This window comes from Ktedonobacter robiniae (assembly GCF_016587375.1).
Taxonomy (GTDB): domain Bacteria; phylum Chloroflexota; class Ktedonobacteria; order Ktedonobacterales; family Ktedonobacteraceae; genus Ktedonobacter; species Ktedonobacter robiniae.
Genome location: NZ_BNJG01000002.1, coordinates 2569368 through 2591629 on the forward strand (window position 1 = coordinate 2569368; position 22262 = coordinate 2591629).

Genomic DNA, 22262 nt, shown 5'->3' on the forward strand with positions numbered 1-22262 from the left:
GCTGTATTCAACAATTACTCCCCCTCTTCTTATCCTTTAGGTTACTGTAATCAACATGGAGTTGGCATAAGATACCTCCACGCGAGCTGATACGAAAGAACAAGAAAGAGGTTTTCATAAATGGCTATGAAATTTGGCATTTTGCTACCACAGGGCTGGACGATGGACCTGGTAGACATCAAGGATCCTGTTGAGGCATATGAGGCCATGACCCAGGTGGCGCAGACAGCGGATGAGTTGGGCTTTGAGGCTGCGTACCTGGTCGATCACTTTCATACAATTCCAGAGCCTTCGCAGGAGTTTACATTCGAGTGCTGGACAGCGGCGGCAGCGCTGGCGCGCGATACCAAGCGCATTCGCATCGGCCAGATGGTAACATGCAATGGCTATCGCAATCCCGCATTGCTGGCCAAGATGGCCAGCACAGTGGATGTGCTCTCACATGGGCGCCTAAACTTTGGTATTGGATCTGGCTGGTATGAGCATGAGTATCGCGCCTATGGCTATGAGTATCCCGATGCGCCCGAGCGGCTGCGCTATGTGCGCGAGGCGGTGCAGGTGATTCTCGCCATGTGGACCCAGGAAGAGGCCTACTTCGAAGGCAAATACTACCAGGTGCGTGGGGCCATCAATCAGCCCAAAGGTGTACAAAAGCCGCACATTCCATTGCTGATTGGCGGAGATGGCGAGAAGGTCACGCTGAAGATGGTGGCACAGTATGCAGATGCCTGCAATGTCGGCAACGATCTCGCGACCATTGGGCATAAATTTGATGTGCTTAAAGCACACTGTGAAGCCGTTGGGCGCGACTATGAGAGTATCCGCCGTACGACTACCACCTTCTGCTCGATTGGCGCGACCGACGAAGAGGCGCTGGAGAAGATCCCGCCTGTTGTGCGGGCCAACTTTGGTGACCGCATCGACATTGCCCTGATCGGTAGCCCTGATACGATTCGCCAGCGCCTGAAGGCGTATGAAGATGCCGGAGTGCAGGAACTGGTGATACGCTTCTTTGATATGCCACAATTGGAGGGCATACGCATGTTTGCCAGGGCATTTATCGACTAATAGGGGATTCGTGTTTGTGCATGAATTCTAGGTGCGGGCCGACGCTGCTAAAACACACGTCTACATATGCTTTTATATGTAAAAATATCTCTGAATATTGGCCTGAATTAAAGGCGCAGGCGGAGGGCCTGGACTTTTGCCATGGCCTGAGTGCGGCTGCGAACGTGTAGTTTGCTACAGATGTTGGAGACGTGTTTCTTGACGGTGTTGGTACTCAGGACGAGGCGATACGCGATCTCGCGGTTGGAAATGCCATCCAGGAGCAATTGCAAGACCTCCCGTTCGCGGGCTGTGAGCGACTGCTCCTGAGGCTGATCTTGTGGAAGTGATGCCTCCAGGGTATGAGGCGCCCCCTCGGAGGGTAATCCTTGCTGCTCCCACCAGTGGCTGGCGCGTGCATGCAGTTGTGGAATCAATGCGGGCGTGGTCTGCTGTAGCCGCTGGCGCAGGGCTTCGGCAAAGAGTCGGTGATAGCGATACCACTGGCCCTCGTCATCGAGTGCCAGCAGGAATAAATTATTGTGTTCTAACAATTCGAGCAGGGCCTTGCTTCCCCCTTGCTCGCGTACTGCATCGCAGAGCGGCGCACTTAAGCGTTCCAGAATGCACGTCTGTAATAAAAACTCCTGCACGGTCTCGCTCTGCTGATGCAGAACCTCTTCGAGGAGGTAGTCCACGATATAGTGATGACTGCCGCTGAAAGCCGCGATAAAGGTTTCAGTGTCAGCGCGTCCCTGGAGGGAGACGGCGGCGAGTTGTAGCCCTGTAATCCAGCCTTCAGTACGTGTATGCAGGAGTAAACTCTCTTCCCTAGTAAGCGAAAGCTCAGCTACATCTGCCAGGAATGTGGCGGCCTCCTCGGACGTAAAACGCAGGTCGGTAGCACGCAATTCCAGCAGGTTGCCCTGTCCACGCAGGTGTGCCAATGGGAGAGGTGGATCTTCACGTGTAGCGAGAACCAGGTGTACCTGGGGTGGCATATGTTTGAGCAAGAAGGAGAGGGCATAATGAATTGAGGGATCGGTGATGACCTGGTAGTTATCCAGAACAAGCACGACATGCTCTCGTGTATTGGCGCGACGCATCAGCAAATCATTGATCAGCAGTGTCAACAGCGTCTCCATTGGGGGCAGATTTGGCTGCATCTGCCTGAATGTATCCAGGTGAGGATCGTTGGGCTGCAAGGCTGCTAACAGGTAGGAGACAAAGCGTACAGGCTCATTATCCTGTGGCTCAAGCGAGAGCCAGGCGACAGAGGAGGGATGGGTGTGTAGCCAGTTGGCGAGCAGGGTGGTCTTACCGAAGCCAACCGGCGCTGAGATAAGGGTCAGCGTGCGTTGCAAACCCTGTTCGAGCCGGTTAATCAATCGCGGTCTATGCACCAGGTGTGGGCGTGGGCGTGGCATATGAAATTTCGTGGCGAGCAGAGGATGGCTCTGCGCTGATGAGGGTGTCAGGCTCGTCTGTGACTCAATTGAGGCTCTATTCCTGGCATGTTTTTCTTCCGCTTTATCGAGTCCCAGGACTTGAGCCACCTCCTCCAGGTGAGGAATGCTCAGGTTGGTTTCTCTCCCAAGGTAGCGCTTAGTTACCTTGCCCTTGATACGCGCATAGGCGTACCAGTAGCCATCACCACGCTGCCTTCGTTCTTTGCACGCCGTATATGAGCCATGTCTCCCATGAAACGCGAACGACGAGACCTGGCTTATCCATGCCAACCATAAATGTTTCTCGTTGGCGATATCGCGAACTTCATTGTTCTGGTATTCATGTAGCTCATATACATGACGCAATGACGACCAGAAGATGGTGTAGCGTGCCTTCTTTGGCATTGCATCCCCTTTAGCCTTTCATGGGTTGTCACCCAACAGCAACATTGCTGGGAGTAGTGGATCTTTCGTGATCAATTGTTGGGTGACATATATTTACCCGTTTGGCAATGAACACGTGTAACATTCGTTTGTATGAATACTACCATCTTACTTTTTCGCTGTCAAGGAATGGATGTGTCTCTTTTGAAGCCTTCGCGCTTGTGGGTACGTAGCGAGCCGAGATAGAGGTAAGGAGAGAATTGGAAGGATCAACCTATCAGACAATAAACCATTGACAATTGCCTGTCCTACATGAGATAGTGCTTGTAATAATATGAACACACGTTACTCATAGGCAGGGATTTAATGTTATGGTCACAAGCGAGCAGGTTGCTCGATTAGCAGGTGTCTCACGGGCGACGGTTTCGCGTGCGCTGAATGGATCGGCACATGTGAGCGAAGAGACAAGAGAGCGCATCCAGGCGGCTATCGCCGCGCTTGGTTATGAGCCGGATGTGGTGGCTCAAAGCCTGGTGCGCCAGCGTTCCTACGTTCTGGCTATAAGCCTCTTCCCCGAGGATGACAACGAAAAGTTCTTAGCGCACCTTGGACAAACCTCGCAGTATATCTACCTGGATATCCTGAAGAATATTGAGCGCGAGGCCAGGTCTGTAGGCTATGATCTGCTTGTACCTTCGCGCCCCCTGGGGCATTCTCCAAAGCATTATATTCGGAGCTTGCAGACACGGCGCGTGGCAGGCGTCATTATGCTGCATGCGACAGAGGAGCGTATCCAGGCCTTGATCGATTCGAATCTTCCCACGGTCTTTGTTGATCGCATCGCCCAGGGGAGGCGCGCAACCTATGTGAAGTCGGATAACTTAGATGGGGAACGCCAGGCGACCGCGTACCTGCTATCCCTGGGCCATAGACACATCGCCATGTTGACTGGAAAGACGGCCGATCTGGCAGGGATGGAGCGTCTCCAGGGCTTTCAGCAGGCCCTGATTCACGCTGGGATCAAGCCCGACCCCGGCCTGGTGCGCCACTCAGGCTGGAACATCTCTGAGGCATATGAGGCCGCGAAGATCCTGTTGGCCGAACGGCGCGACTTTACAGCGATTGTAGCCGCCAGTGATATGATTGCCATGGGGGTTCTTCGCGCCCTCAATGAACAGGGGATGCGTGTTCCAGAGGATATATCGCTCATTGGCTTCGATGATGTTGAATTCAGCCAGTATACCTATCCACCCCTCACGACTATGCGTCAGGACAACGCCACTATTGGGCAAGGGGCAGTGCAGCGCCTCATATGCCTGCTAGACGGGACGGAAGATGTTATTCCCTTAAATATCTCCACCCAACTTGTCATACGCCAATCCACGGCCCCCGCTCCTGCGTAGAAGAGGCGTCCCATTCTCAGCACACCTGTGGTGCTTCGTATAGGGTAAGGGTGTGTGGTGGCGCGCTGGAAGAGCCAGCGCGCCACCACACACCCTTACCAGGCGAGCCACTACGTGGCGAGAAGTCATTTCCTCTTACGCCTTTAAGCCTGTCATCGCGATGCCGCGAATGATGTGGCGCTGGGCCAGGATGTAAACGATCAGGACAGGCACGACCGCGATCACTGAGCCAGCCATGACCAGCGTCCACTCCGTGGCATACTGTCCACGGAACTGGTTAAGCATTAGGGGAACAGTAAAGTTCTCTGGCGTGTTGAGCATGATCAGGGGGCGGAGAAAGTCATTCCATTGGCCCAGGAAGGCGAAGATTCCCCACGCGGCGAGGGGGGCCTTGAGCAAGGGCAGAATGACTTGCCAGAAAATTTTCCAGCGGTTGGCGCCGTCGACGATTGCCGCCTCCTCCAGTTCAATCGGTATTCCGAGAATAAACTGGCGCATCATGAAGACGCCAAGGGCGCTGAAGAGCGCGGGCGGCAGGATAAGCGAGAGCAGGGTATCAAGCAGGTTCAGCTCTTTCATGGTGAGGAAGATCGGAATGATGGTGAGCTGGAAGGGAATCATCATTGTCGCCAGGAAGGCAATGAAGATAATATTGCGTCCGGGAAACTCGATACGCGCAAAAGCATAGCCAGCCATCGAGCAGGTAATTAACTGGAAGAAGGTGACGCTGACAGCGACGATGGTGCTATTCATGTAGGCCAGATTGAAGGGCAGGGCATTGAGCGATTGTGGATAATTTCCCCACAGAAAGGGATTGGGAATCCAGGTGGGCGGAACGCTAAAGGCCTGGCTTGTGCTCTCTAGCGACGTGATAAGCATCCAGATAAATGGGGCCGCCATAAAGATAGCGCCAATGATCAGGATAAAGTGGAGAACCACGTCAAAGACTATACTTGAAGGTCTTCTACCTGTCTTCCTCGTGGCTCGCGCTACTGTCTTCTGACTAACTTCGCTTGTTCCCGGGTTTAGAGTTTCTTGTAACATATGCTCGCTCCTCCTTCTTCTTTACGCGCGTTACACATCGTAGTTTACCCAGCGTCTTTGCAGCCGGAACTGGATCAAGGTCACGACCAGTAGGATTACAAACAGGATGACAGCAACGGCGCTGGCCTGGCCAAACTGAGCTGACTCAAAGCCCAGGTGATACAGGTCATATACCATGGTGTAGCTGTCTTTGCCTGGTCCACCACCTGTGAGGACGAAGGTGAGGTCAAAGACCTGGAACGAATTGATGATAGAGATCACCGTCGTAAAGAAGAGGCTTGGCGTCAGCATAGGCAGGGTGACGTTCCAGAAGACCTGGAACCGATTCGCGCCATCGATGCGTGCCGCCTCAGTGTATGAGACTGGAATGCCCTGGAGCGCCGCCAGGAGGATGACCATATTGAAGCCCAGGCCCTGCCAGGTGCCGACCATGGCCAGCGAAGGAATGACATAGTTCGAGTTTGTGAGCCAGCCTACACCACTGGCATGGAACCAGGAACGCAAGAGCGTATTGATCAGGCCGAAGTCGCTGTTGAGCAACCAGGCCCACATCACGCCGACAGCCACTGAACCTGTGATATAGGGCATAAAGTAGAGTACGCGATAGGCGCTTTTGCCGCGTACATTATTGAGACCAAGCGCGATGATTAGGGCCAGAATCAGCCCACCGGGCACTGCGAGGACCGTGTAATAAATGGTGTGTAGGAGTGAGATGCGTAGATCATCACCTGTGAACTGGTCGATGTAGTTCTGTATGCCTACAAAGTTGACTGCTCCCAGGCCATCCCAGCTTGCCAGGCTGAGATAGAAGACCGAGACAAGGGGAATCAAGGAGAACACGAGCAGCCCTATCAACTGTGGCAGGATAAAGACGTACCCCCAGCCTCTATCTCTCCTGGCTCGCTCACTTGGCCTGCCTTTTTTAGGAATAGCAGGGATAGCCCCAGGTATGTCTAGTGATTGCACTTGAAAATCCATAGCTATGACCCCTCCTCTGTTACGTTTATTTTCATGATGAGAAGGTAGTGTGGGAAGGCTTTCGGCTTGGCACCTGAAGCTTTCCCACAACTCCAAACAAAACTCTATCGCTACATATACAAGCGTTTACTGCGCGTTCTGCTGGGCCTTCTGAATACGAGGATTGGCCATAGTGGCGATCCCGCTCAGGGCGGTTTTGACGTCTTTCCCCTGCAACCAGACAGGGTCAAGCGCCGTCTTGATGTCATCGGTCAAGCCGGGGACATTGCCTTCCGCGGGGAAGAGACCATAGCCGGCATTGCGGGCATCGATCAGGTAGTGGGCGTGGGCGGGATCATTGCCGTCCGTGACCACCTTTTCCGTCTCGGATGACTGGATGGATGGCACGGCATTGCCGCCACCTTGCAGGCGGAACTTCTGGCCCTCGGCCGAGACATAATTGGTCAGGAAATCAAAGGCCTGGTCCTTTAGCTTGGTCTTATTATTGATGACCATATATGCCAGGGCTACGGGCGTGGGTCCGCCCTTACCACCGGGCGCGGGGAAGGGGACACAGTCATATTTCATCCCACTGGCAGCGTGGAACTCGGGGAGGTCCCAGCGCCCAACGGAGATAAATCCGGTCTGGCCGCTAATCAGCGCGAGGTCAGAGCCCTGGCCCTTGGGCAGGCTGCCAGCGTAGACAATGGTTTTCTTCTTCGTATTATCGGCCAACCAGGTGAAGGCATCGACCGACTTGGGATCTTCATGCGCGATGAAGTCGCCATAGCCATCCTTGTCATAGATCTTGCCGCCATTGGAGGTGGCCCAGCAATAGTACTGCATATCCCAGGCGTCCAGCACAAAGCCATACTTCCCCTTGGCCTTGATCTTGTCCATCATCTCCTGGAAAGCATCACGCGTCCACTTCCCCTGCTCATACATATCGGCTGGCATGGTGGTGATACCCGCATCCTGTAGCACCTTCTCGTTGTACCAGAGCAGGAGGGGGTTACAGTCGACGGGGACGCCAAAGATCTTGCCGCTCTGCGTCTTGGAGGCGCCCCAGAGGCCCGGCAGATAATCGCTTGCCTTCGCTTTGCTCTTGGAGCTGTCCAGCAGATCGTTTAACTGCATGACGGTCTTGTTGGCGACCAGCTTGCCAATATCGCCATCTCCTACGTAGAAGCAATCGGGGGCCACACCTCCATTGAGTTCGGTCAATATTTTGGAAAAATAATTGTTATTGGCCGAGGGGATAAAGCTATACTGGACATTCGTGTTGTGGGTCTTGTTGTAGTTCGCGGTGAAATCCTTAAAGCGCTGGATCTCACCGGTGTTGGCCCAGTTCGACCACTTGATGGAACTGCCGGAACCTCCACCACCAGAGCCATTGGTTGTGCAGGCCGCCACGATGGCCTCAACGCCAGCAAGAGAAATACCAAGTGCCGTCGCTCGGCGAATAAAAGAGCGGCGATCTATCCTTCCGGCCTGAAACGCATTTACCAGATTGTTCTGAGAAGTGCTCATACTACCTTTTTTCTCCTTGTCTTGGGACAGATAAGTGAGCTGAGGGTCAGAGTATCACTATTGAGATAATGACTGTTAGAGTCGTTCTCAAAGACTCTAAAGACTACGATGTCTACTAATTTTCAGCAAAGCATGATGCAATACACGCTTGAGGAAAAAGGGCGCAAGTACATTTCAAGTACGTTTTCAAGGGGGAAGAGGTGTTTTGGGATGTCTCACGGGGAATCCTCCTTTGCATCTTTTTTGGCTGGAGCATCCACCTCTAGAGGAGAGATAGAGATCAAGGTTAAATGGAGGTCGCGCACTTTACTGAGCAATCCATGTAGCGCGGCCTGATCGACCACTTCCCCTGTAAGCACGGTTTCCCCGTTCGCCTCATGTATCATCTTCAGTCCACCCAACCAGGACGACCAGCGCTGGTCGAGTTGCTCCTTGAGACGAATCCGGTAGGCTGGCATGGCTCCTCCTTCCGCGAATGACTTACCGCTCCCAGCGGCATGCGATGGGAATGCACATAGCAAGCATAGCCTATCCCTTCTGCATAGCGGGGGACCCAAAAGGAGTATTTTAAGGATTACTTGTTGGGGGAAAATGAGTAAGCTTGGTGGAGTGTACGCTTGCCAAGCTTACTCATTCCCCCCATTCATCATGATTGACAGATCTGCTCAGGTTGATGCTTACTTTATATGCAGTATAAAAAGGGAAAGAAGGAAAAAGCAAAATGAGTCGTCAAAACACGGTCCTGGCGCTTGTAAGAAGCCAGGGAAAGTTCTTGTTGGTGAAGCATCATGGGCCAGAGGAGAGCGCCTGGTGGCTGCCCGGTGGGGTCGTCGAGCCAGGGGAGACGCTGTTAGAAGCCCTGCTACGGGAAATGCTTGAGGAGACTGGTCTGCACATCACAGGCCAGCCATACCTGGCCTTCGTCGTTGAACTCCAGCGTGAGACGGGACAAGGCCTGCAAGAGGCTGGCTTTGGCTTCCATTTTGCCTGCGAGGTCAGCGGCCAGTTTCAGTTTGCCGACCCAGATGGCCTGGTGCAGTCTGCGCACTGGGTCGATGAAGCGGAGGTCGTGCCGCTCCTCAGTGCGCAGATCTGGTACGATTGTGAACCCCTACGCCGTTGGCTCTCGGGCGAGGCGGGCGCCGGGGCTGTTTATACAACAAGAATCAAGTGACATACGTATGGCTAATGATGTGTGCGCGCTGTCACCTGAGATGATTGTTGGTGACTGGTAGTAAGCGTGAAGAGTGGTTCTTACGAAATGGACCCTGACTGAAACCGTTGCCTGGGCCCCCTTGTCTGTATATGCCTTGACACGTATATGCTCTGTGGAGTATACTAAGTGAGTAGAACTTGTGTTCGAAATCATTGCGGAGCCGAACCGCCGCGCGATAAGGAAGATAAGGAGAAAACGACGCGGCCCAAACCGCGAACGTGACAAAGGAGTAACGAAATGAAAATCAAAGTGACCAGCGTATACGTGGACGACCAGGACAAGGCTCTGAGCTTCTATACGGAGGTACTGGGCTTTGCCAGGAAGGCCGATTTCAGTCAGGGCCCATTTCGCTGGCTGACCGTAGCCTCGCCCGAGGAGCCGGACGGCACTGAGCTGCAGTTGGCGCTGAACGATAACCCCGCGGCCAAAGCGTATCAACAGGCGATCTTTCAACAGGGCCAGCCCGCGGCCATGTTCTTCACCGACGATGTCAAGGGCGACTACGAGCGGATCAAGGCCCGCGGCGCCGAGTTCACGATGCCACCCACCGATGTGACCGGCTCGACCATTGCAATGTTGAACGACACCTGCGGCAACCTCATTCAGCTTACCCAGCTGGCACGCTATTAAGGCGGCCGTTCAACAGGCGCCAGGGCGTGACGCGACAGCATGCCCTTCGGCGGCACGCAGCAGCGGGGCAGCCCTTGTCCCCGCCTCAACGCTGAAGCGGCCGGAGCGGGCAGCGCTCTGAATAGCACCCGCCAAAAACGCATCGGCCGGTGTATCCCGCACACTGACTGAAGCCGTTGCCTGGGCTCCCTGCCTGTATATACCTTGGCAAGCATATGCTCTGTGGAGTATACCAAGATAATGGAATCTGTGTTCGAAATCATTGCGGAGCCGAACCGCCGCGCGATATTGAGCCTCCTGGCCTCGTCACAACAGTCGGTTGGAGAGATCGCGCGTCAGCTTCATATGCCGCAGCCAACCGTGTCAAAGCACCTGCGAGTGCTGCGCGAGGCTGGTTTTGTGGAATCCAGGGTGGACGCACAGCGTCGTCTCTACCGGCTGAGGCCAGAACCGCTCCAGGAGGTGGATGCCTGGCTGGCTCCGTTCCGCCGGTTCTGGTCCGCTCGCGTGGATGCTCTCGAACGCCACCTCGACCACATGGATCAATCAACACCAACGAAAAGGAAGATAAGGAGAAGAAGATGACCGATCGCGAGCAGTACACACCGGGTCCGGCCAGCGGGGCGCAGATAAGAAAGAACGGAGAGAAGTGGACGCTCATTCTCGTCAGAGAACTGCGCCACCCGCCGGAAAAAGTCTGGCAGGCGCTTACCGACCCGGCGCATCTGCGCGAGTGGGCTCCCTTTGAAGCCGATGGAAGCCTGGATACGGTTGGAACCACGGTGAAGCTCACCACCGTGGGAGCGCCCACGCCGCAGATTTCCGAAACAAGAGTGACGCGAGCCGACGCTCCCAAGGTGCTTGAGTACAACTGGGGTGGCAACGATATCCGGTGGGAACTCGAAGCCTTTGGTGGCGGCACGCGCCTGATGTTGTGGCACAATATCGACCGCCGCTTCATCTCAATGGGTGCTGCCGGGTGGCACATTTGTTTCGATGTTCTGGATCACCTTCTCAGCGGAACTCCCGTCGGCCGCATCGTTGCTGGCGAGGCGATGAAGTTCGGTTGGCCTCGGCTCAATTCGGAGTACGCCCAGCAATTCGGTATCGAAGTTCCGCGCTAGCCCCCAAAGTCGCCCAATCCTGAGGCTGCCTGCCATTGTGTTGTCCAGCGCTGCTAACTGCCTGTGAAAATCATTCCGGCGAAGCCGAACACCTTTCCGGATCGGCCTGAAACTGTTCGGCTTCATCTGACTTCTAAAGGGTAAGACCACACAGCGTGTGCGATGGTTCCCAACTTGCTCTCATTTTCAAGGTGTTGATGGAAGAAGCAAGATGAGGAGCAGCTTCTCAAGCATTCAATGGTTGAACTGCTCACTCGTCGCCCTAAAATCTGCCTACTCTTCGGATCTTATTACCAGTGACAGCGCGTACATCTTCTATTGCACTCCCTGCGGAGACGACTGCGTCGCGGGTGCGTTCTTCAGAAAGAAGCTGGTTAGGAGAAGCAGCACGCTGAGTGCCAACACTACCAGGAAGCCGTTCTGGAGGACTCCGGCGAGCGCCGGTATGGCAGAGGAGTTTGCAAGGCTTGTGCCAGTTTCTCCCGCGAGAGCCCCATTGACAACGATGCCCATCAGGGCCGCTCCCAGTGTCATACCCAGTTGAGCGAGGTAACGAATAACGCTGGTTCCTGTGCCTAGCTGCGTTTGCGGGACAGCGTTTTGTGCCACGACTATCTGGATGGTAAAGAAGGAACCTGCGCCGAGTCCGACCAGGATCAGGGCAAATCCGATCAACATAAGACTACTCTGCTGTGTTGTGCGTGTGAGGAGGAAAAGCCCTATCGTCATGATGGTCGCCCCCACAATGGCTGTCAGTTGGTAACGTTTGCGGAGAGAAATGCTTATTCCGGCGAGCGCCGCCCCAAGGGTCAGGCTGATCGAGAGCGCGGTAATCAGGGCGCCTGCATTGGTTGGTGGAAGCGCCAGTACATCTTGCAACAACAACGAGAGCGGGATAAAAACTCCTATCAGGATCATGCCCTGAACAAACGTCTGGAACGCGTCAATGGCAAAGATCGGCTTACGAAACAATTCGAGAGGAAGAACGGGTTCGGCGGCCTTGCGCTCGACTACCAGCAAGACTGTGTAGAGCACTATTGAGGCCACCAACAGTGTGAGCACCAAGAGCGAGGTCCAGGTGTGCTGCTCGCTGCCAAAGTTCAGGCCGAGCAACAGGCTACAGGTTGCAGTCATAAGTAGCGCCGCTCCCAACCAGTCAAGACGTGCCAGCACAATACGTTCGCTCTTCTGCCTGGCTGACTGTGCAGGCAGGAAGATCACGAGTATGAGTAGAGCGAGCAGGCCAATGGGCAGGTTGAGGTAAAACAGCCAGCGCCAGCGTGTGGCATCGGTGACAAAACCGGAGAGGAGTGGACCATGATCCGTGATCCAGCCACCCAGCGTTGGGCCACATAATTGAGAAATGCCAAAGACGATGCCGATCAATCCTTGCTTGCTGGCACGCTGCTCGGGAGGAAAGAGGTCTCCAATTACAGCGGCGACGAGCCCGATACCAATCCCGGTGCCAAGTCCCTGAATGGCTCGAAAGAGGATCAGTTGGTTCATTGTCTGGGAGGCGCCAGCTAGTCCTGAACCTAGCAGAAAGATGGCTATCCCGCTGAACAAGAATAGTTTGCGCCCCAACTGGTCCGAGAGCTTGCCTGCCAGAGGCACCACCGCCGTCGTAGCCAGCAAATACGCGGTCACGACCCAGGTATAGCGATCGAAACCATGTAAGCTGCTGGCAATGCGTGGCAGGGCAGGTGTCACGATCAGATTATCTAGCGCTTCCAGGAACGCGGTCAGTAGTAAGGCAATCATGATGCTTATAAGTATGGGGCGAGGCATACGATGGGTCGTATATTCTGGTGCTAATGAAGATGGAATGGTAGCTGTATCCAATGTATTTTCCCTTTATTACAAAGAGGTGCGTACACAACAGTGTGACCTGTTGTCGATATCTATTTTTAAAGATAGTATAAAAGTCGATCGGTGCTACTGACGTACGTGCCTCGCCTCCGGGCAGATATTAGCACCCCGCGGAGACGCGTACGTCAGTAGCGCTAACCTACGCTTTGGCGAAGAACTGGCGCAGTTCTTGCGCGACCAGCTCTGGCTTGCTGCCACGATTGGTCTGGGTGGGATTATTTGAGCCACCATGCTCAAGGCCGGGGAACTCTACGCGTTTGGCGACGTGAGGCAAGGTTTTTTCCAGGGCGTCGAGGGAAGGCTTCAAGAAGGGCAGACCCTTGCTTCCACCTAGCAGCAGCACCTCGGCGTTCACCGCCCGGAAGCTCTCCAGTTTTCCGCTCATCTCAGCGAGCAGTAGCCCATCGTAGTGAAGCGTCGGCGCGAGCTTCCTCATGGTGATATCTTCGGGTTTCGCTTTCTTGTCCTCGCTTTTTATCGTCGCGTTCGTCAGTGACTCAATCAGCCAGTTGGGCATGGCGTTCATGACTGGTCCTCCCAGTTCCAATCCTTTCATGCAGGTGACGAGCGCGGCGGCTACTTTACCCTCGGCCATTTCCTGGTCAAAGCGTGTCAACCAGGCTGTGTGGGTTGTGCCGTCTGTCAATATGGCTGGCTCATAGAGGGCTATTTTCTCAATGCTGGCCAGGCTGAGTGCTGCCTGGAGACTGATAAGGCCTCCTGCGCTGACGCCATATAGCAGGTGCGCCCCTGTTTTGTTGACCAGCGCCGTCAGATCTTCAACCTCTTCCTGAATGCTGTAATCCTTGCTGAATGGACCACTCAGACCACGACCACGGCGGTCGGGCAGGTAGATGGTGAAGCTATCGGCAAGCGCCTCGGCGAGTTGGGTGAAGTCCAAACCTGATACGTTGGCACCGTGCAGCATGATCAGACCAGGACCATTACCGATCTGGCGATAACCGATGGTGGTGCCGTCTTTTGAGATGACAGAGCTGATGGTGTAGGCTGCCTGTGTACTGCTGATGTTGATGTTAGTAGTTGTATTCACTGATGATGCCCTTTCTTTTGTCGCTCAATCTTTGAATATGATGGTGAAAATCTTCTAGAAAAATGTTGTGTCGTTCATAAGAGAGAAGTTGCTTGCGATCTGTTGTCAGCCTCTGCTCACCCCTCCGATGGCTCTTGGGGAGTGCTGGCTTCGAGTGAGAGCAGCGTTAGACCCAGATCGCACATTCTGAGCAGGATGCCGTAGAGTGCTGCCTGGTCAGGGATGAGGCCTGCTAGCCGGGTTATGCCATTGTTCTCGTGCGTGATCGAGAGAGGCTCAAACCACTCCTGCCAGAAGGGGTCCAGGTGTCCTTTGACCCGAATGACGTATCTCATCTGTTTACGCTCCATTCACATAACGTGTTTGCTATGGAAGAAGCATACCGTATTGCGACGTGGAAGAGAGGAGCCAAAAGTACACTATCGAGTACCATCTGCGCATGCTCTCGGAAGGGGACAAAAGGACACCCGGTGATGTGGGAGAGGTACGCTACTTGCGTACGCGCCTACACGATTGTTGCCTGGTAAAGGTAAGGGGCGCATGTCCGTTCAGGAAATGAGGAGATGCCCCACCTGCGTAGGCGCGTACGCAAGTAGTGCATCTAAAGCAGCGATAACTCCCGCGCCCGTGCCACGACGTGGGTTCTATTATCTGCGGCCAGCTTGAGGAAGAGGCTGCCGACATGCTTCTTGACGGTGGTGAGAGAAACCACCAGACGTTCGGCAATTACCTGATTGCTTGCTCCCTCGGCAAGTAGATAGAGTACCTCTTGCTCACGCGGCGTGAGAGGCTCAAGCAGAAGAGAAGCAGGGTAAGCTGGTGCTGTAGAGGACATGGGAATATCTGGCTGTACTACTGCCTCGCCAGGCATCCCGGCAAAGGCGGTTAAGATGTCATGGGCGTAGGTCGCCAGGACTGGAGAAGCAAGCTCCTGCTCTGTAGCGAGCCAGGCCTGGAGCGCCTGGTACATTGGCTCCCCAGCGTCAAGAAAGACGCGGGTATATCCCTCTGGTTCTGCCAGGGTGAGCAGGCGCGAGAGTATGCGCTTCGCCTCTCGTCTGGCACCAGACGCCTGAAGCGCAGCCACTTGTAACGCCAGAATAGAGATGATACTCCCTACCCGCGAAACTTTCTCGGCGCTGCTCAAAAGTGCGGCGAGCAGTTGTAAGGCCTGTGGATAGTTTCGCTGCGCCAGGGAGATGCGTGCCAGTGTCAGGTAGGTGCTTTCGCGGCTGTAGACGCTATAGGTAAGAGCTTCCTGCCCATAGGGTGTGTGCTCGGCCCAGTCTACCGCCTGAGCCAGGTTGCCCTGGACTAGCCAGAGGTGAGCTTTCAGACCCTCGATCCAGGGACGGAAAAGCGGGATGCCAGCGGCTTGATTGACCTGCTCCATCTCGCTCAACGCCTGCTCCGCACCGGTCAGATCGCCCTGGGCCAGACAGACACGCACCAGTACCTCATAAGCTCCCATGAGGATATCCATGTACTGTAAAGGGCGTGTCCTGTCAATGGCCTGCCGTGCGGCTCTATGCGCAACATCAAGTTGATCCCAGGCATAGGCTAGCTGGGCCTGAAATAAAGTGGGATAGGCCGCCAGGGGGAGAGGTATCTTTAGACTATTGATGAGTTGTTGTAAGTCCTGACAGCAATCTTGTGCCTCTCGCAACTGCCCCAGCGCGATCTGCGCGGCGATCAGCCCCCAGAGGATGTGGACCTCCTGAGAGCGATCCTGTGCTATCCAGGCTCGGTGTCGGATCTTTTGAATCGTAGCTACCATGGGTGAAAAATTTCCCGCCATGCGCCAGGACATAGCGAATGGCGCCAGCCCATGCAACTGCCAGAGAGCGTCATCATCGAGTTCCGGATGCTGCATCTCTTCGGCAACCTTGCTCAGCTGCTCCATATTGCCAGAAGAGAGCGCCTTCTTTGCCAGTTTCCATGTGTCCAGAATCAGTAACCGCTTGCGCAGCCGGTCCTGCTCGCTGGCAGGGAGCGAGGTATGATTACCGCTCTGTAAGAGCCACTCCACGCCCTCTTGAAGTTGCTGAAGATAGGCCTTCTCCTCTTGCTCTTGCTGAGAGAAAGGGAAGAGCAGGTTAAAGATTAACAGATATGACGTAGCAAGGCGCGGATACTCGCGCAAAACCTCAGTGGGAAGCTGTTTGATCCAGGTCAGCAACGTTTTCAGCTCTCCCTGGAGTGATAGCCGCTCGACACAGTCCTCCAACAACTCCGCCACAAATACATAGTTACGTGTGGCCAGGGCATGGGGGATGGCCTCATGAGTCCAGCCCTGGCGTTGGTACCAGAGAGCCGCCTCCCGGTGCAGGCGCAAGAACTGCTCAGGCTGGCTGGTTTGTAGGCGTGCCAGTAGCACCTCTCGAAAGAGCGTGTGAAAGCGATACCAACGTCGCTCTTCATCGAGTGGTAGCAGAAAGAGGTTCTCTCGCTCCAGTCCCTCTAGCGCCTGTTGACTGGCTGCTTCTCCGGTAAGTGCCTGGCAGATCTCGGCGTTGATCCTGGTCGGCACCGAGACATACAACAGGAAGCGCTGCTGACTCTCCGGCAAAAGCTCAAGGATCTCTCCCTGTACATAATCCAGAATAAAGCGATGGCTACCAGTAAAGGCCTGGATAAAGGCCGACGCGTCAGTATGCCTACGCAGAGAGAGTGCCGCCAGTTGGAGTCCGGTAATCCATCCCTCTGTACGCGTCTCCAGAAGAGCGATCTCTTCCTCTGTGAGCGTCAGGCCCATCACCTGGCGTAGAAATTGGCCGGTCTCTTCAGCGTGCAAACGTAGATCTGTCTCGCGGATCTCCAGCATCTGTCCACGCGCCCGCAAACGAGCCAGCGGAAGCGTAGGATCAACGCGACTGGCTAGCAAAAGATGCAAATTAGGCGGGAGATGCTCAAGCATAAATTGGAGCGAGGCGTGAAGTGCCTGCTCGCGAATCACATGATAGTCATCCAGAATCAGAGCGATATCCTGCTCCAGAGCGGCCAGTTCGTTGATAAGTGAAGTGATTGCCCCCGTCAGGAGGGCGGATTGAGAGGAATGCAGAAGCGCTTCCGCAGGCGCGCCTACAGGGGCGCCCGCCTTCCTGAGGGCGGCAATCACATAGGCCCAGAAGCGTATTGGATCGTTATCCTGTTCCTCAAGCGCGAGCCATGCTACCTGCCCCTTATACTGGCTCTGGCCCGCCCAGGCTGAGAGCAGCGTCGTCTTCCCGAAGCCAGCGGAGGCTGAGAGAAGGGTCAAAGGGACCTGGCGGCTCTGCTTGAGGAACGTAAGTAAGCGCGAACGTTGAAGCAACCCCGAACGAACAGGTGGAACCGTAAACTTTGTCACCAGCAAGTCAGGCTCAAGCATCAAAAAGTTTTCTCCCGTTCTCAAGCTTTTCATTAATTAATACTGATGAGCATAACATGTAAAGTGTCTGTGAAGCAAGATAGGAAGAATCGTTGCCAGGGCCTCGTGATTCTCGATGCTAGAGGAGACTCTGGACAATCACAAATACTTAGCTTGTCGCTTCTATGACATCACCATACAGACCCCACTCCGGGGTCACCTCTTCAGCGATCGTGACTGGTACGACACTGATGCAAGAATAGAAGTTTGTATATCTATTAATAAGAGACAAGTTGTGGTATAAAGCCTGAAGACAGCTATATGACGCACCAAAAGCCTATATTAGCAATTGAGGATTTTGCATTAGTAAATGGAGCCTTTGAGCTCACGGTGTCTTGTCCCCAGCGTCGTGCCAGTCCATAATACCGCAGGGAGGAGGCGTGAATAAATACTTTACTGAAGCGTAGTCATAGTATGACTTGTTGCTGTTGGCGCAGCAATAATCGCGCTCTTGATAAGCTGTTATCTATGAAAGGTCTTATCTATTGAATATTCGTAAGCTTTTAGGACTCCCGGATTTGTTAGATGTGCGCTCTGTCGTGTGCGTACAGCCGCATCCCGATGACAATGAGGTTGGAGCGGCAGGAACGCTGCTGGCGCTCGCGGAACGTGGTTGCAAGATCATTTTTGTGACCATCACTGATGGTGGAGCTGGCGTGCCAAATCTCACTATGTCCCGTGAGGAGATCGTCGAGATCAGGCGTGAAGAGAGGCTCAATGCTGGGAGACTGCTTGGTGTCTCTGAGCAGTTGGAAATGGGCTTTCCGGACGCAGGCCAGTATACAGAGGAGAAGATTGTTCAGCGCCTGATTCCTATCCTGCGCGAGCATCGTCCCGAACTGGTCATGACTGTGGATCCCTGGATGCCCTATGAGGCCCACCCTGATCATATAAAGACTGGCCACGCAGTCGCGCAGGCCATGCTCTTCTCCGGTAACAACGCGACTCAGCGTGGAGTTGGTGAGCCATATACCGTGCCTCAGATCGCCTTTTACGCGAGCAGTCACCCCAACACCTATATCGATGTGACCCCTTACTGGGAACGCAAGCTCTCCGCCATCCTGGCGCACAAGAGCCAGTTTGAGAACGCGGAATGGCCCCTCTTAAGCAATTTCTTTGCCTACCAGGCCCAACAACTCTACCAGGCTGGTTATACGGAAGTCAGGATAGACGAGGCACGCTATGCCGAAGCCTTTAAGCTGCTCTCCGTCCGACAACTGCACTTCTTCCCCACCGCACTTTATAGCTAAGAAGTTTAATGAGGTTCGATGATGAACGAGATAACGACTCCCGCTCAGCCGGTGCCTGTGCGTAAGCGCATCGCCTATAGCACGCACCAGCTTGGTTCCAACTTGCTCTGGAACGCCTTCAATACGGTTGCCGTCTATTATTATGTGACAGAGCTGCATGTCTCGGGCGCGATTCTCTCCGCCAGTTTGATTGCCTATGGCCTTATCAACGCGGTCCTGAACCTGCTGGCAGGCCATATCAGCGATCGTACCAATACGCGCTGGGGGCGGCGCCTTCCCTTTATTATTGGTGGCGCGCTTCCTTTTTGCGTAACCTTTTACTTTATCTTTGCACCGCCTGCCCTGGGTCCCCAGGGGCTATTGATCTATTTCTTGGTCCTGACCTTCATTTTTGATCTTTGCTTTACGATTACTGCGCTCAATTTCGGTAGTCTCTTTCCTGAAATGTATCAGGAAAAGCGGACGCGGCTGTATGTTGGCGCGCTCTTGCAGCTATTTGCCATTCTTGGCCTGATGGTGGGTGTGGCTCTCTCGAAGTCCCTGGGTCAGACCCTGGGGTGGCAGACCATGGCCCTAGTTTTTGCTGGGATTGGTGTGGTCTCGCTCTATGTCTCGGTTTATGGCAGCTTTGAGAATCCCGCCTACCGTGAGCAGTCCTTCAGCTTCCGTGAGGCCGTCACCTCCACGTTTCGCAATCCGCGCTTTATCCCCTATGTTGTGGCGAACTTTTTGATTCAGTTCTCCACAACCCTCTTTACGACTGTTTCTGCCTTTTATACCAAATATGTGGTCTCGTTGAATGCCTTGGAGAACACGCTATTCCTGGGCAGTATCTTTATTGTTGCTATCCCTATGTCGTTTCTCTGGGCCAGGATCGCAACCCGCATCTCAACGATTCGTGCGGCCATGATCAGCACGCTGCTCTATCTGCTGATTACGCTGGCCTTTCTCTTTGAGACGAATTCCACCAGCGTCATTATCACCGGCGCGTTCCTGGGCATCCCCATTGCTGGCTTCCTGGTGCTGCTCAATATTCTGCTCGCCGACGTAATTGATTATGACGCCGAGCTAACCGGCCGCAGGCGCGAGGGCATGTACCTGGGCATGAATGGCTTTATTGTTCGCCTCGGCCTGTCTCTGCAATATGCCGTTATGGCCATCTTCTTTGTCGTAAGCGGTTATGACGAGCATCTCAAAGAGCAACATGCGAACACCATTCTCGGCTTCCGAATTCTACTAGGTGGCCTGCCAATAGGCTTCTTGCTGATAGCTATCGTCATGCTGAGAAGCTATCAGAGCCGGCTCAAGCCAACACAGATTATGATCGAACCGGCAATAATGCCAACTGATTGAGGCTAATCACGGCCCCTAGTGGGTCACTTGCCCAGTCCTGTGGAAATGTGAAAGAATGAAACACGAAGAAACATACAACCATAGCATCCATGAGCGCAGGCTACACCTGGCAGCAAAACCGGACCTGGTGTAAGACCGGCAGCACGCTCCACAAGGGAAAGGACGGTGTAGAAGCTCGCCACGATCCTACACGCTGGAAAAAACTAGGACTGCATTTTTCTCTGGGATAGTTGCACCTCCAGAGCACGTAAGTAGCGCTCTGGGTCTTTGTGACACGAGCGTTCAACAGGCTCATTGAAGCAAGACGCTTCCAACATCTGGGAAAGGCGATTTCTTGCTTCAATGTATCGAGCAGGCAGAGGGTGGGCTTTAAAGGGAGCCAATCAGATGGAGCATTTGTCGTCGCTCCATTGCCTCATCAGCAATGGGGATAGCTAAGAGCAACAGTTCATCTAGACCACTAGCTAAAAGCTCTTGTACACGGTCTCGCACCGTCGCCTCATTACCACTGATCACGAGTGTCCGCGCCAGGGCATTCAACTCCGCCTCATTGCCATTGACTGCGGAAGCCCAGCCGGCTTGCGCGAACATACGAGCGTATGTATTCGTCTGTGCTAGTTGCTGTATCAACTGACGTACTGCCAAGAGTACCGCTGCTTCATCCGTACTGAAAGCGACCGGTAAACACGCAACGATAGGGGGAGCAGGGCGGGATCTTATCTCGGCTCCGACTTGCAGGGCAGGCAGAGCCTGGTTGAGCAAGTAGGGAACGGGACACAGCGAGGCAAGAGCGCCATCAGCAATTTCCCCCGCAAGCCGAAACGCCTTCAAGCCCAATGCAGGGATGAGCAAGGGAACCTGAGCTGTGCGTGGCAAGGTATCCACCACCTGGAAAAACTCACCCTGGTGATCAATCCTTCCTTGCCATAACACGCCGCGCAGTACCTCCAGGTACTCTTTGAGATATCTCAGAGGCGCGATCTGCAACAAGCCATATCGACTCTCAAGGAACGAACGATTACCAGAACCAATTCCTAACCGCAAGCGCTCTGGGGCGAGGTCATGCACCGCGAGAGCCTGCTGTGCCATCACCAGTGGATGACGTGGATAGTCTGGCACAATCGCCGTTCCCAGTTTGATCCGTTCTGTTTGGGTGGCAGCCGCCGCAAGAACGGTTAAGATATCAGCGAAGCCTGCTCCTCCCATGGCCATCCAGGCTTGTTGGACGCCCGCCTGTTCAGCTTCACGTATCCTGGCGATGGCGTCCACAGTATCTCTTGCCTGAATGTAGACTCCAACGCGGTCACGGAGCGAACGTGCTCGAAGCATGTTTGATGGCAACTGCTGGCTCAACTTGTCTTTCTGTTGCATGAATTTCATCTCTTCCTTTTATCTTCTGCGTGACAGAGGCGCCAGGGCCTCGAATTTTGCCCTTCCTTCTTTCTCTAGCCAGGTAGCAAAGTCCCTCAGGCCAGGGTGCAGCTTGCGCAGTGTAGGGATATCCGCTTGATACCCTCCCCTGTTGACAAAGTCGTACGCGAGGGCTGCATCCGCATGCTGCTGGCGAAGGGTTTCAATGGGAATATGGACAGAGGGAAGAGAGCGCCTGATCATACGAGAGATTGCGGCAGCGATCTGTGGCGGCGTGAGTGCATCTCCGGCGATCTCAAGGGTTTTCCCAACGTAGAAATCCGGATGGTCGAACGCCAGGGCGACAAACGCGCCGATGTCATCTACGGCAATTAGCTGCACTGCCACATCTGGATTGAACGAGCTCATAAACGTACCACGCGGCACACCGAAGGTTGGACCGATAATATAGTCCATGAACGCGGTTGGACGCAGAATCGTCGTTGGCAGTTCAAGCGCCTGGATGTGCTGCTCGACCTCCCACTTGCTAAACGGGCGGAGGCGAGATTGGGCCTCCGCACCAGCGGTCGAGGCATAGACAAAGTGCTGGACTGAAACATCTTTGGCCACCTCCGCCACGTTTTTCCCCTGACGAACCTCGTCATCGTAGCTGGCGAACTGGATGCTGAAGATACCATAGACGCTCTTCATGGCTGCCTTCAACGAAGCACGGTCGTCGTTATCGCCCTGGACGACTTCGGCACCTGCCAGCTGTAGCGCTCGTGCAGCAGGCGAGTTTCGGTCGCGGGAGAGCACCCTCACATGCCAGCCCGCAGCCATCAGATGCCTGGCCGTTGCGCCGCCTTGCCGACCTGTGGCACCTGTGACGAGTATAATTTTATCTGTTCTATCCATAATCCTCTCCTGATTCTCCACAAAACACTGGCTTTCTGCTCCTTGATACGTAACTGATGTTGCCCACCCACGTATCCTCTTCGCTCTCTGCTGGTAGTATGAAGCGATGCCTCTACTTTAACCAGGAGTGTGTTGTATCATATGTCTAGAAAGTCATAGTTTCAGCGAGAGGACTAAGCGCGGGGAGCAACGAGGAACGCATGAGAGAAAGAGTCAAACACCGTGAATTCGGTGGTACATTTGGTTCGGCCTGTCTCTGCTGGCGCGTGGGTGGTTTGGGAG

Annotated in this window: 19 protein-coding genes; 8 read left to right on the forward strand and 11 right to left on the reverse strand. The window is 54.3% G+C overall.

Features of this window, described 5'->3' with window-relative positions; translation table 11 throughout:
* Positions 1 to 120: 120 nt before the first annotated feature.
* Positions 121 to 1068, forward strand: a complete 948-nt coding sequence (locus JMJ04_RS31980; protein ID WP_201374395.1) for an LLM class F420-dependent oxidoreductase — start codon at positions 121 to 123, stop codon at positions 1066 to 1068.
* A 107-nt stretch (positions 1069 to 1175) separates the two neighbouring features.
* Here JMJ04_RS31980 and JMJ04_RS47195 read toward each other — a convergent pair whose 3' ends face one another.
* Positions 1176 to 2900, reverse strand: a complete 1725-nt coding sequence (locus JMJ04_RS47195; RefSeq protein ID WP_236038560.1) for a helix-turn-helix transcriptional regulator — start codon at positions 2898 to 2900, stop codon at positions 1176 to 1178.
* Positions 2901 to 3250: 350 nt separating this feature from the next.
* Between JMJ04_RS47195 and JMJ04_RS31990 the strand changes: the two genes are divergently transcribed.
* Positions 3251 to 4282 carry a LacI family DNA-binding transcriptional regulator gene (locus tag JMJ04_RS31990; RefSeq protein ID WP_201374396.1) on the forward strand — a complete coding sequence of 344 codons (1032 nt, stop codon included), beginning with the start codon at positions 3251 to 3253 and terminating at the stop codon, positions 4280 to 4282.
* Between the two features lie 135 nt (positions 4283 to 4417).
* Here JMJ04_RS31990 and JMJ04_RS31995 read toward each other — a convergent pair whose 3' ends face one another.
* The 4 genes from JMJ04_RS31995 to JMJ04_RS32010 all read right to left on the reverse strand — a co-directional run bounded on the left by JMJ04_RS31995 (position 4418) and on the right by JMJ04_RS32010 (position 8271).
* Entirely contained in the window at positions 4418 to 5326 is a 909-nt protein-coding gene (locus JMJ04_RS31995; RefSeq protein WP_201374397.1) for a carbohydrate ABC transporter permease, read from the reverse strand.
* A 30-nt stretch (positions 5327 to 5356) separates the two neighbouring features.
* Positions 5357 to 6304, reverse strand: coding sequence for a carbohydrate ABC transporter permease (locus JMJ04_RS32000; protein WP_201374398.1), 948 nt, complete (start codon positions 6302 to 6304; stop codon positions 5357 to 5359).
* A 126-nt stretch (positions 6305 to 6430) separates the two neighbouring features.
* A complete protein-coding gene (locus JMJ04_RS32005) occupies positions 6431 to 7813 on the reverse strand; it encodes an ABC transporter substrate-binding protein (RefSeq protein ID WP_201374399.1) in 1383 nt (460 codons plus the stop codon).
* A 215-nt stretch (positions 7814 to 8028) separates the two neighbouring features.
* Positions 8029 to 8271, reverse strand: coding sequence for a hypothetical protein (locus tag JMJ04_RS32010; protein WP_201374400.1), 243 nt, complete (start codon positions 8269 to 8271; stop codon positions 8029 to 8031).
* Positions 8272 to 8534: 263 nt separating this feature from the next.
* On the opposite strand from JMJ04_RS32010, the gene JMJ04_RS32015 reads away from it, so the two are divergent.
* The 4 genes from JMJ04_RS32015 (at position 8535) to JMJ04_RS32030 (ending at position 10783) form a co-directional block, all read left to right on the forward strand.
* Positions 8535 to 8987 (forward strand): NUDIX hydrolase, encoded by a 453-nt coding sequence (locus JMJ04_RS32015; RefSeq protein WP_201374401.1) that lies wholly within the window; start codon positions 8535 to 8537, stop codon positions 8985 to 8987.
* A gap of 279 nt (positions 8988 to 9266) precedes the next feature.
* On the forward strand, positions 9267 to 9659 hold the full coding sequence (locus tag JMJ04_RS32020) for a VOC family protein (protein ID WP_201374402.1): 393 nt from the start codon (positions 9267 to 9269) through the stop codon (positions 9657 to 9659).
* Positions 9660 to 9899: 240 nt separating this feature from the next.
* The gene (locus JMJ04_RS32025) at positions 9900 to 10244 is read left to right on the forward strand and encodes an ArsR/SmtB family transcription factor (RefSeq protein WP_201374403.1); all 345 of its coding nucleotides are present in this window, start codon (positions 9900 to 9902) and stop codon (positions 10242 to 10244) included.
* The gene (locus JMJ04_RS32030; protein ID WP_201374404.1) at positions 10241 to 10783 is read left to right on the forward strand and encodes an SRPBCC family protein; all 543 of its coding nucleotides are present in this window, start codon (positions 10241 to 10243) and stop codon (positions 10781 to 10783) included. The genes JMJ04_RS32025 and JMJ04_RS32030 overlap by 4 nt, the downstream gene beginning before the upstream one ends.
* Positions 10784 to 11098: 315 nt before the next feature.
* Here JMJ04_RS32030 and JMJ04_RS32035 read toward each other — a convergent pair whose 3' ends face one another.
* From JMJ04_RS32035 to JMJ04_RS32050, 4 genes are all read right to left on the reverse strand, one after another.
* Entirely contained in the window at positions 11099 to 12625 is a 1527-nt protein-coding gene (locus JMJ04_RS32035) for an MFS transporter (protein WP_201374405.1), read from the reverse strand.
* Positions 12626 to 12791: 166 nt separating this feature from the next.
* A complete protein-coding gene (locus tag JMJ04_RS32040; protein ID WP_201374406.1) occupies positions 12792 to 13703 on the reverse strand; it encodes an alpha/beta fold hydrolase in 912 nt (303 codons plus the stop codon).
* A 116-nt stretch (positions 13704 to 13819) separates the two neighbouring features.
* A complete protein-coding gene (locus tag JMJ04_RS32045; protein WP_201374407.1) occupies positions 13820 to 14038 on the reverse strand; it encodes a hypothetical protein in 219 nt (72 codons plus the stop codon).
* Positions 14039 to 14304: 266 nt separating this feature from the next.
* A complete protein-coding gene (locus JMJ04_RS32050) occupies positions 14305 to 17073 on the reverse strand; it encodes a winged helix-turn-helix domain-containing protein (protein WP_201374408.1) in 2769 nt (922 codons plus the stop codon).
* 524 nt (positions 17074 to 17597) lie between these two features.
* On the opposite strand from JMJ04_RS32050, the gene JMJ04_RS32055 reads away from it, so the two are divergent.
* Together JMJ04_RS32055 and JMJ04_RS32060 are read left to right on the forward strand one after the other, a co-directional pair.
* Positions 17598 to 18362, forward strand: coding sequence for a PIG-L deacetylase family protein (locus JMJ04_RS32055; RefSeq protein WP_201374409.1), 765 nt, complete (start codon positions 17598 to 17600; stop codon positions 18360 to 18362).
* Between the two features lie 18 nt (positions 18363 to 18380).
* On the forward strand, positions 18381 to 19715 hold the full coding sequence (locus tag JMJ04_RS32060; protein WP_236038561.1) for an MFS transporter: 1335 nt from the start codon (positions 18381 to 18383) through the stop codon (positions 19713 to 19715).
* A gap of 369 nt (positions 19716 to 20084) precedes the next feature.
* On the opposite strand, the gene JMJ04_RS32065 is transcribed toward JMJ04_RS32060, so the two are convergent.
* Together JMJ04_RS32065 and JMJ04_RS32070 are read right to left on the reverse strand one after the other, a co-directional pair.
* Positions 20085 to 21086: an LLM class flavin-dependent oxidoreductase gene (locus JMJ04_RS32065; protein ID WP_201374410.1), complete on the reverse strand. Its 1002-nt coding sequence runs from the start codon at positions 21084 to 21086 to the stop codon at positions 20085 to 20087.
* Between the two features lie 18 nt (positions 21087 to 21104).
* The gene (locus JMJ04_RS32070; RefSeq protein WP_201374411.1) at positions 21105 to 21980 is read right to left on the reverse strand and encodes an NmrA/HSCARG family protein; all 876 of its coding nucleotides are present in this window, start codon (positions 21978 to 21980) and stop codon (positions 21105 to 21107) included.
* Positions 21981 to 22262 lie beyond the last annotated feature (282 nt).

Coding starts and splice junctions, on each gene's coding strand:
- JMJ04_RS31980 (WP_201374395.1), top strand. CDS start 121: ATGGCTATGAAATTTGGCATTTTGCTACCACAGGGCTGGACGATGGAC.
- JMJ04_RS47195 (WP_236038560.1), bottom strand. CDS start 2,900: ATGCCAAAGAAGGCACGCTACACCATCTTCTGGTCGTCATTGCGTCAT.
- JMJ04_RS31990 (WP_201374396.1), top strand. CDS start 3,251: ATGGTCACAAGCGAGCAGGTTGCTCGATTAGCAGGTGTCTCACGGGCG.
- JMJ04_RS31995 (WP_201374397.1), bottom strand. CDS start 5,326: ATGTTACAAGAAACTCTAAACCCGGGAACAAGCGAAGTTAGTCAGAAG.
- JMJ04_RS32000 (WP_201374398.1), bottom strand. CDS start 6,304: ATGGATTTTCAAGTGCAATCACTAGACATACCTGGGGCTATCCCTGCT.
- JMJ04_RS32005 (WP_201374399.1), bottom strand. CDS start 7,813: ATGAGCACTTCTCAGAACAATCTGGTAAATGCGTTTCAGGCCGGAAGG.
- JMJ04_RS32010 (WP_201374400.1), bottom strand. CDS start 8,271: ATGCCAGCCTACCGGATTCGTCTCAAGGAGCAACTCGACCAGCGCTGG.
- JMJ04_RS32015 (WP_201374401.1), top strand. CDS start 8,535: ATGAGTCGTCAAAACACGGTCCTGGCGCTTGTAAGAAGCCAGGGAAAG.
- JMJ04_RS32020 (WP_201374402.1), top strand. CDS start 9,267: ATGAAAATCAAAGTGACCAGCGTATACGTGGACGACCAGGACAAGGCT.
- JMJ04_RS32025 (WP_201374403.1), top strand. CDS start 9,900: ATGGAATCTGTGTTCGAAATCATTGCGGAGCCGAACCGCCGCGCGATA.
- JMJ04_RS32030 (WP_201374404.1), top strand. CDS start 10,241: ATGACCGATCGCGAGCAGTACACACCGGGTCCGGCCAGCGGGGCGCAG.
- JMJ04_RS32045 (WP_201374407.1), bottom strand. CDS start 14,038: ATGAGATACGTCATTCGGGTCAAAGGACACCTGGACCCCTTCTGGCAG.
- JMJ04_RS32050 (WP_201374408.1), bottom strand. CDS start 17,073: ATGCTTGAGCCTGACTTGCTGGTGACAAAGTTTACGGTTCCACCTGTT.
- JMJ04_RS32060 (WP_236038561.1), top strand. CDS start 18,381: ATGATGAACGAGATAACGACTCCCGCTCAGCCGGTGCCTGTGCGTAAG.
- JMJ04_RS32065 (WP_201374410.1), bottom strand. CDS start 21,086: ATGCAACAGAAAGACAAGTTGAGCCAGCAGTTGCCATCAAACATGCTT.
- JMJ04_RS32070 (WP_201374411.1), bottom strand. CDS start 21,980: ATGGATAGAACAGATAAAATTATACTCGTCACAGGTGCCACAGGTCGG.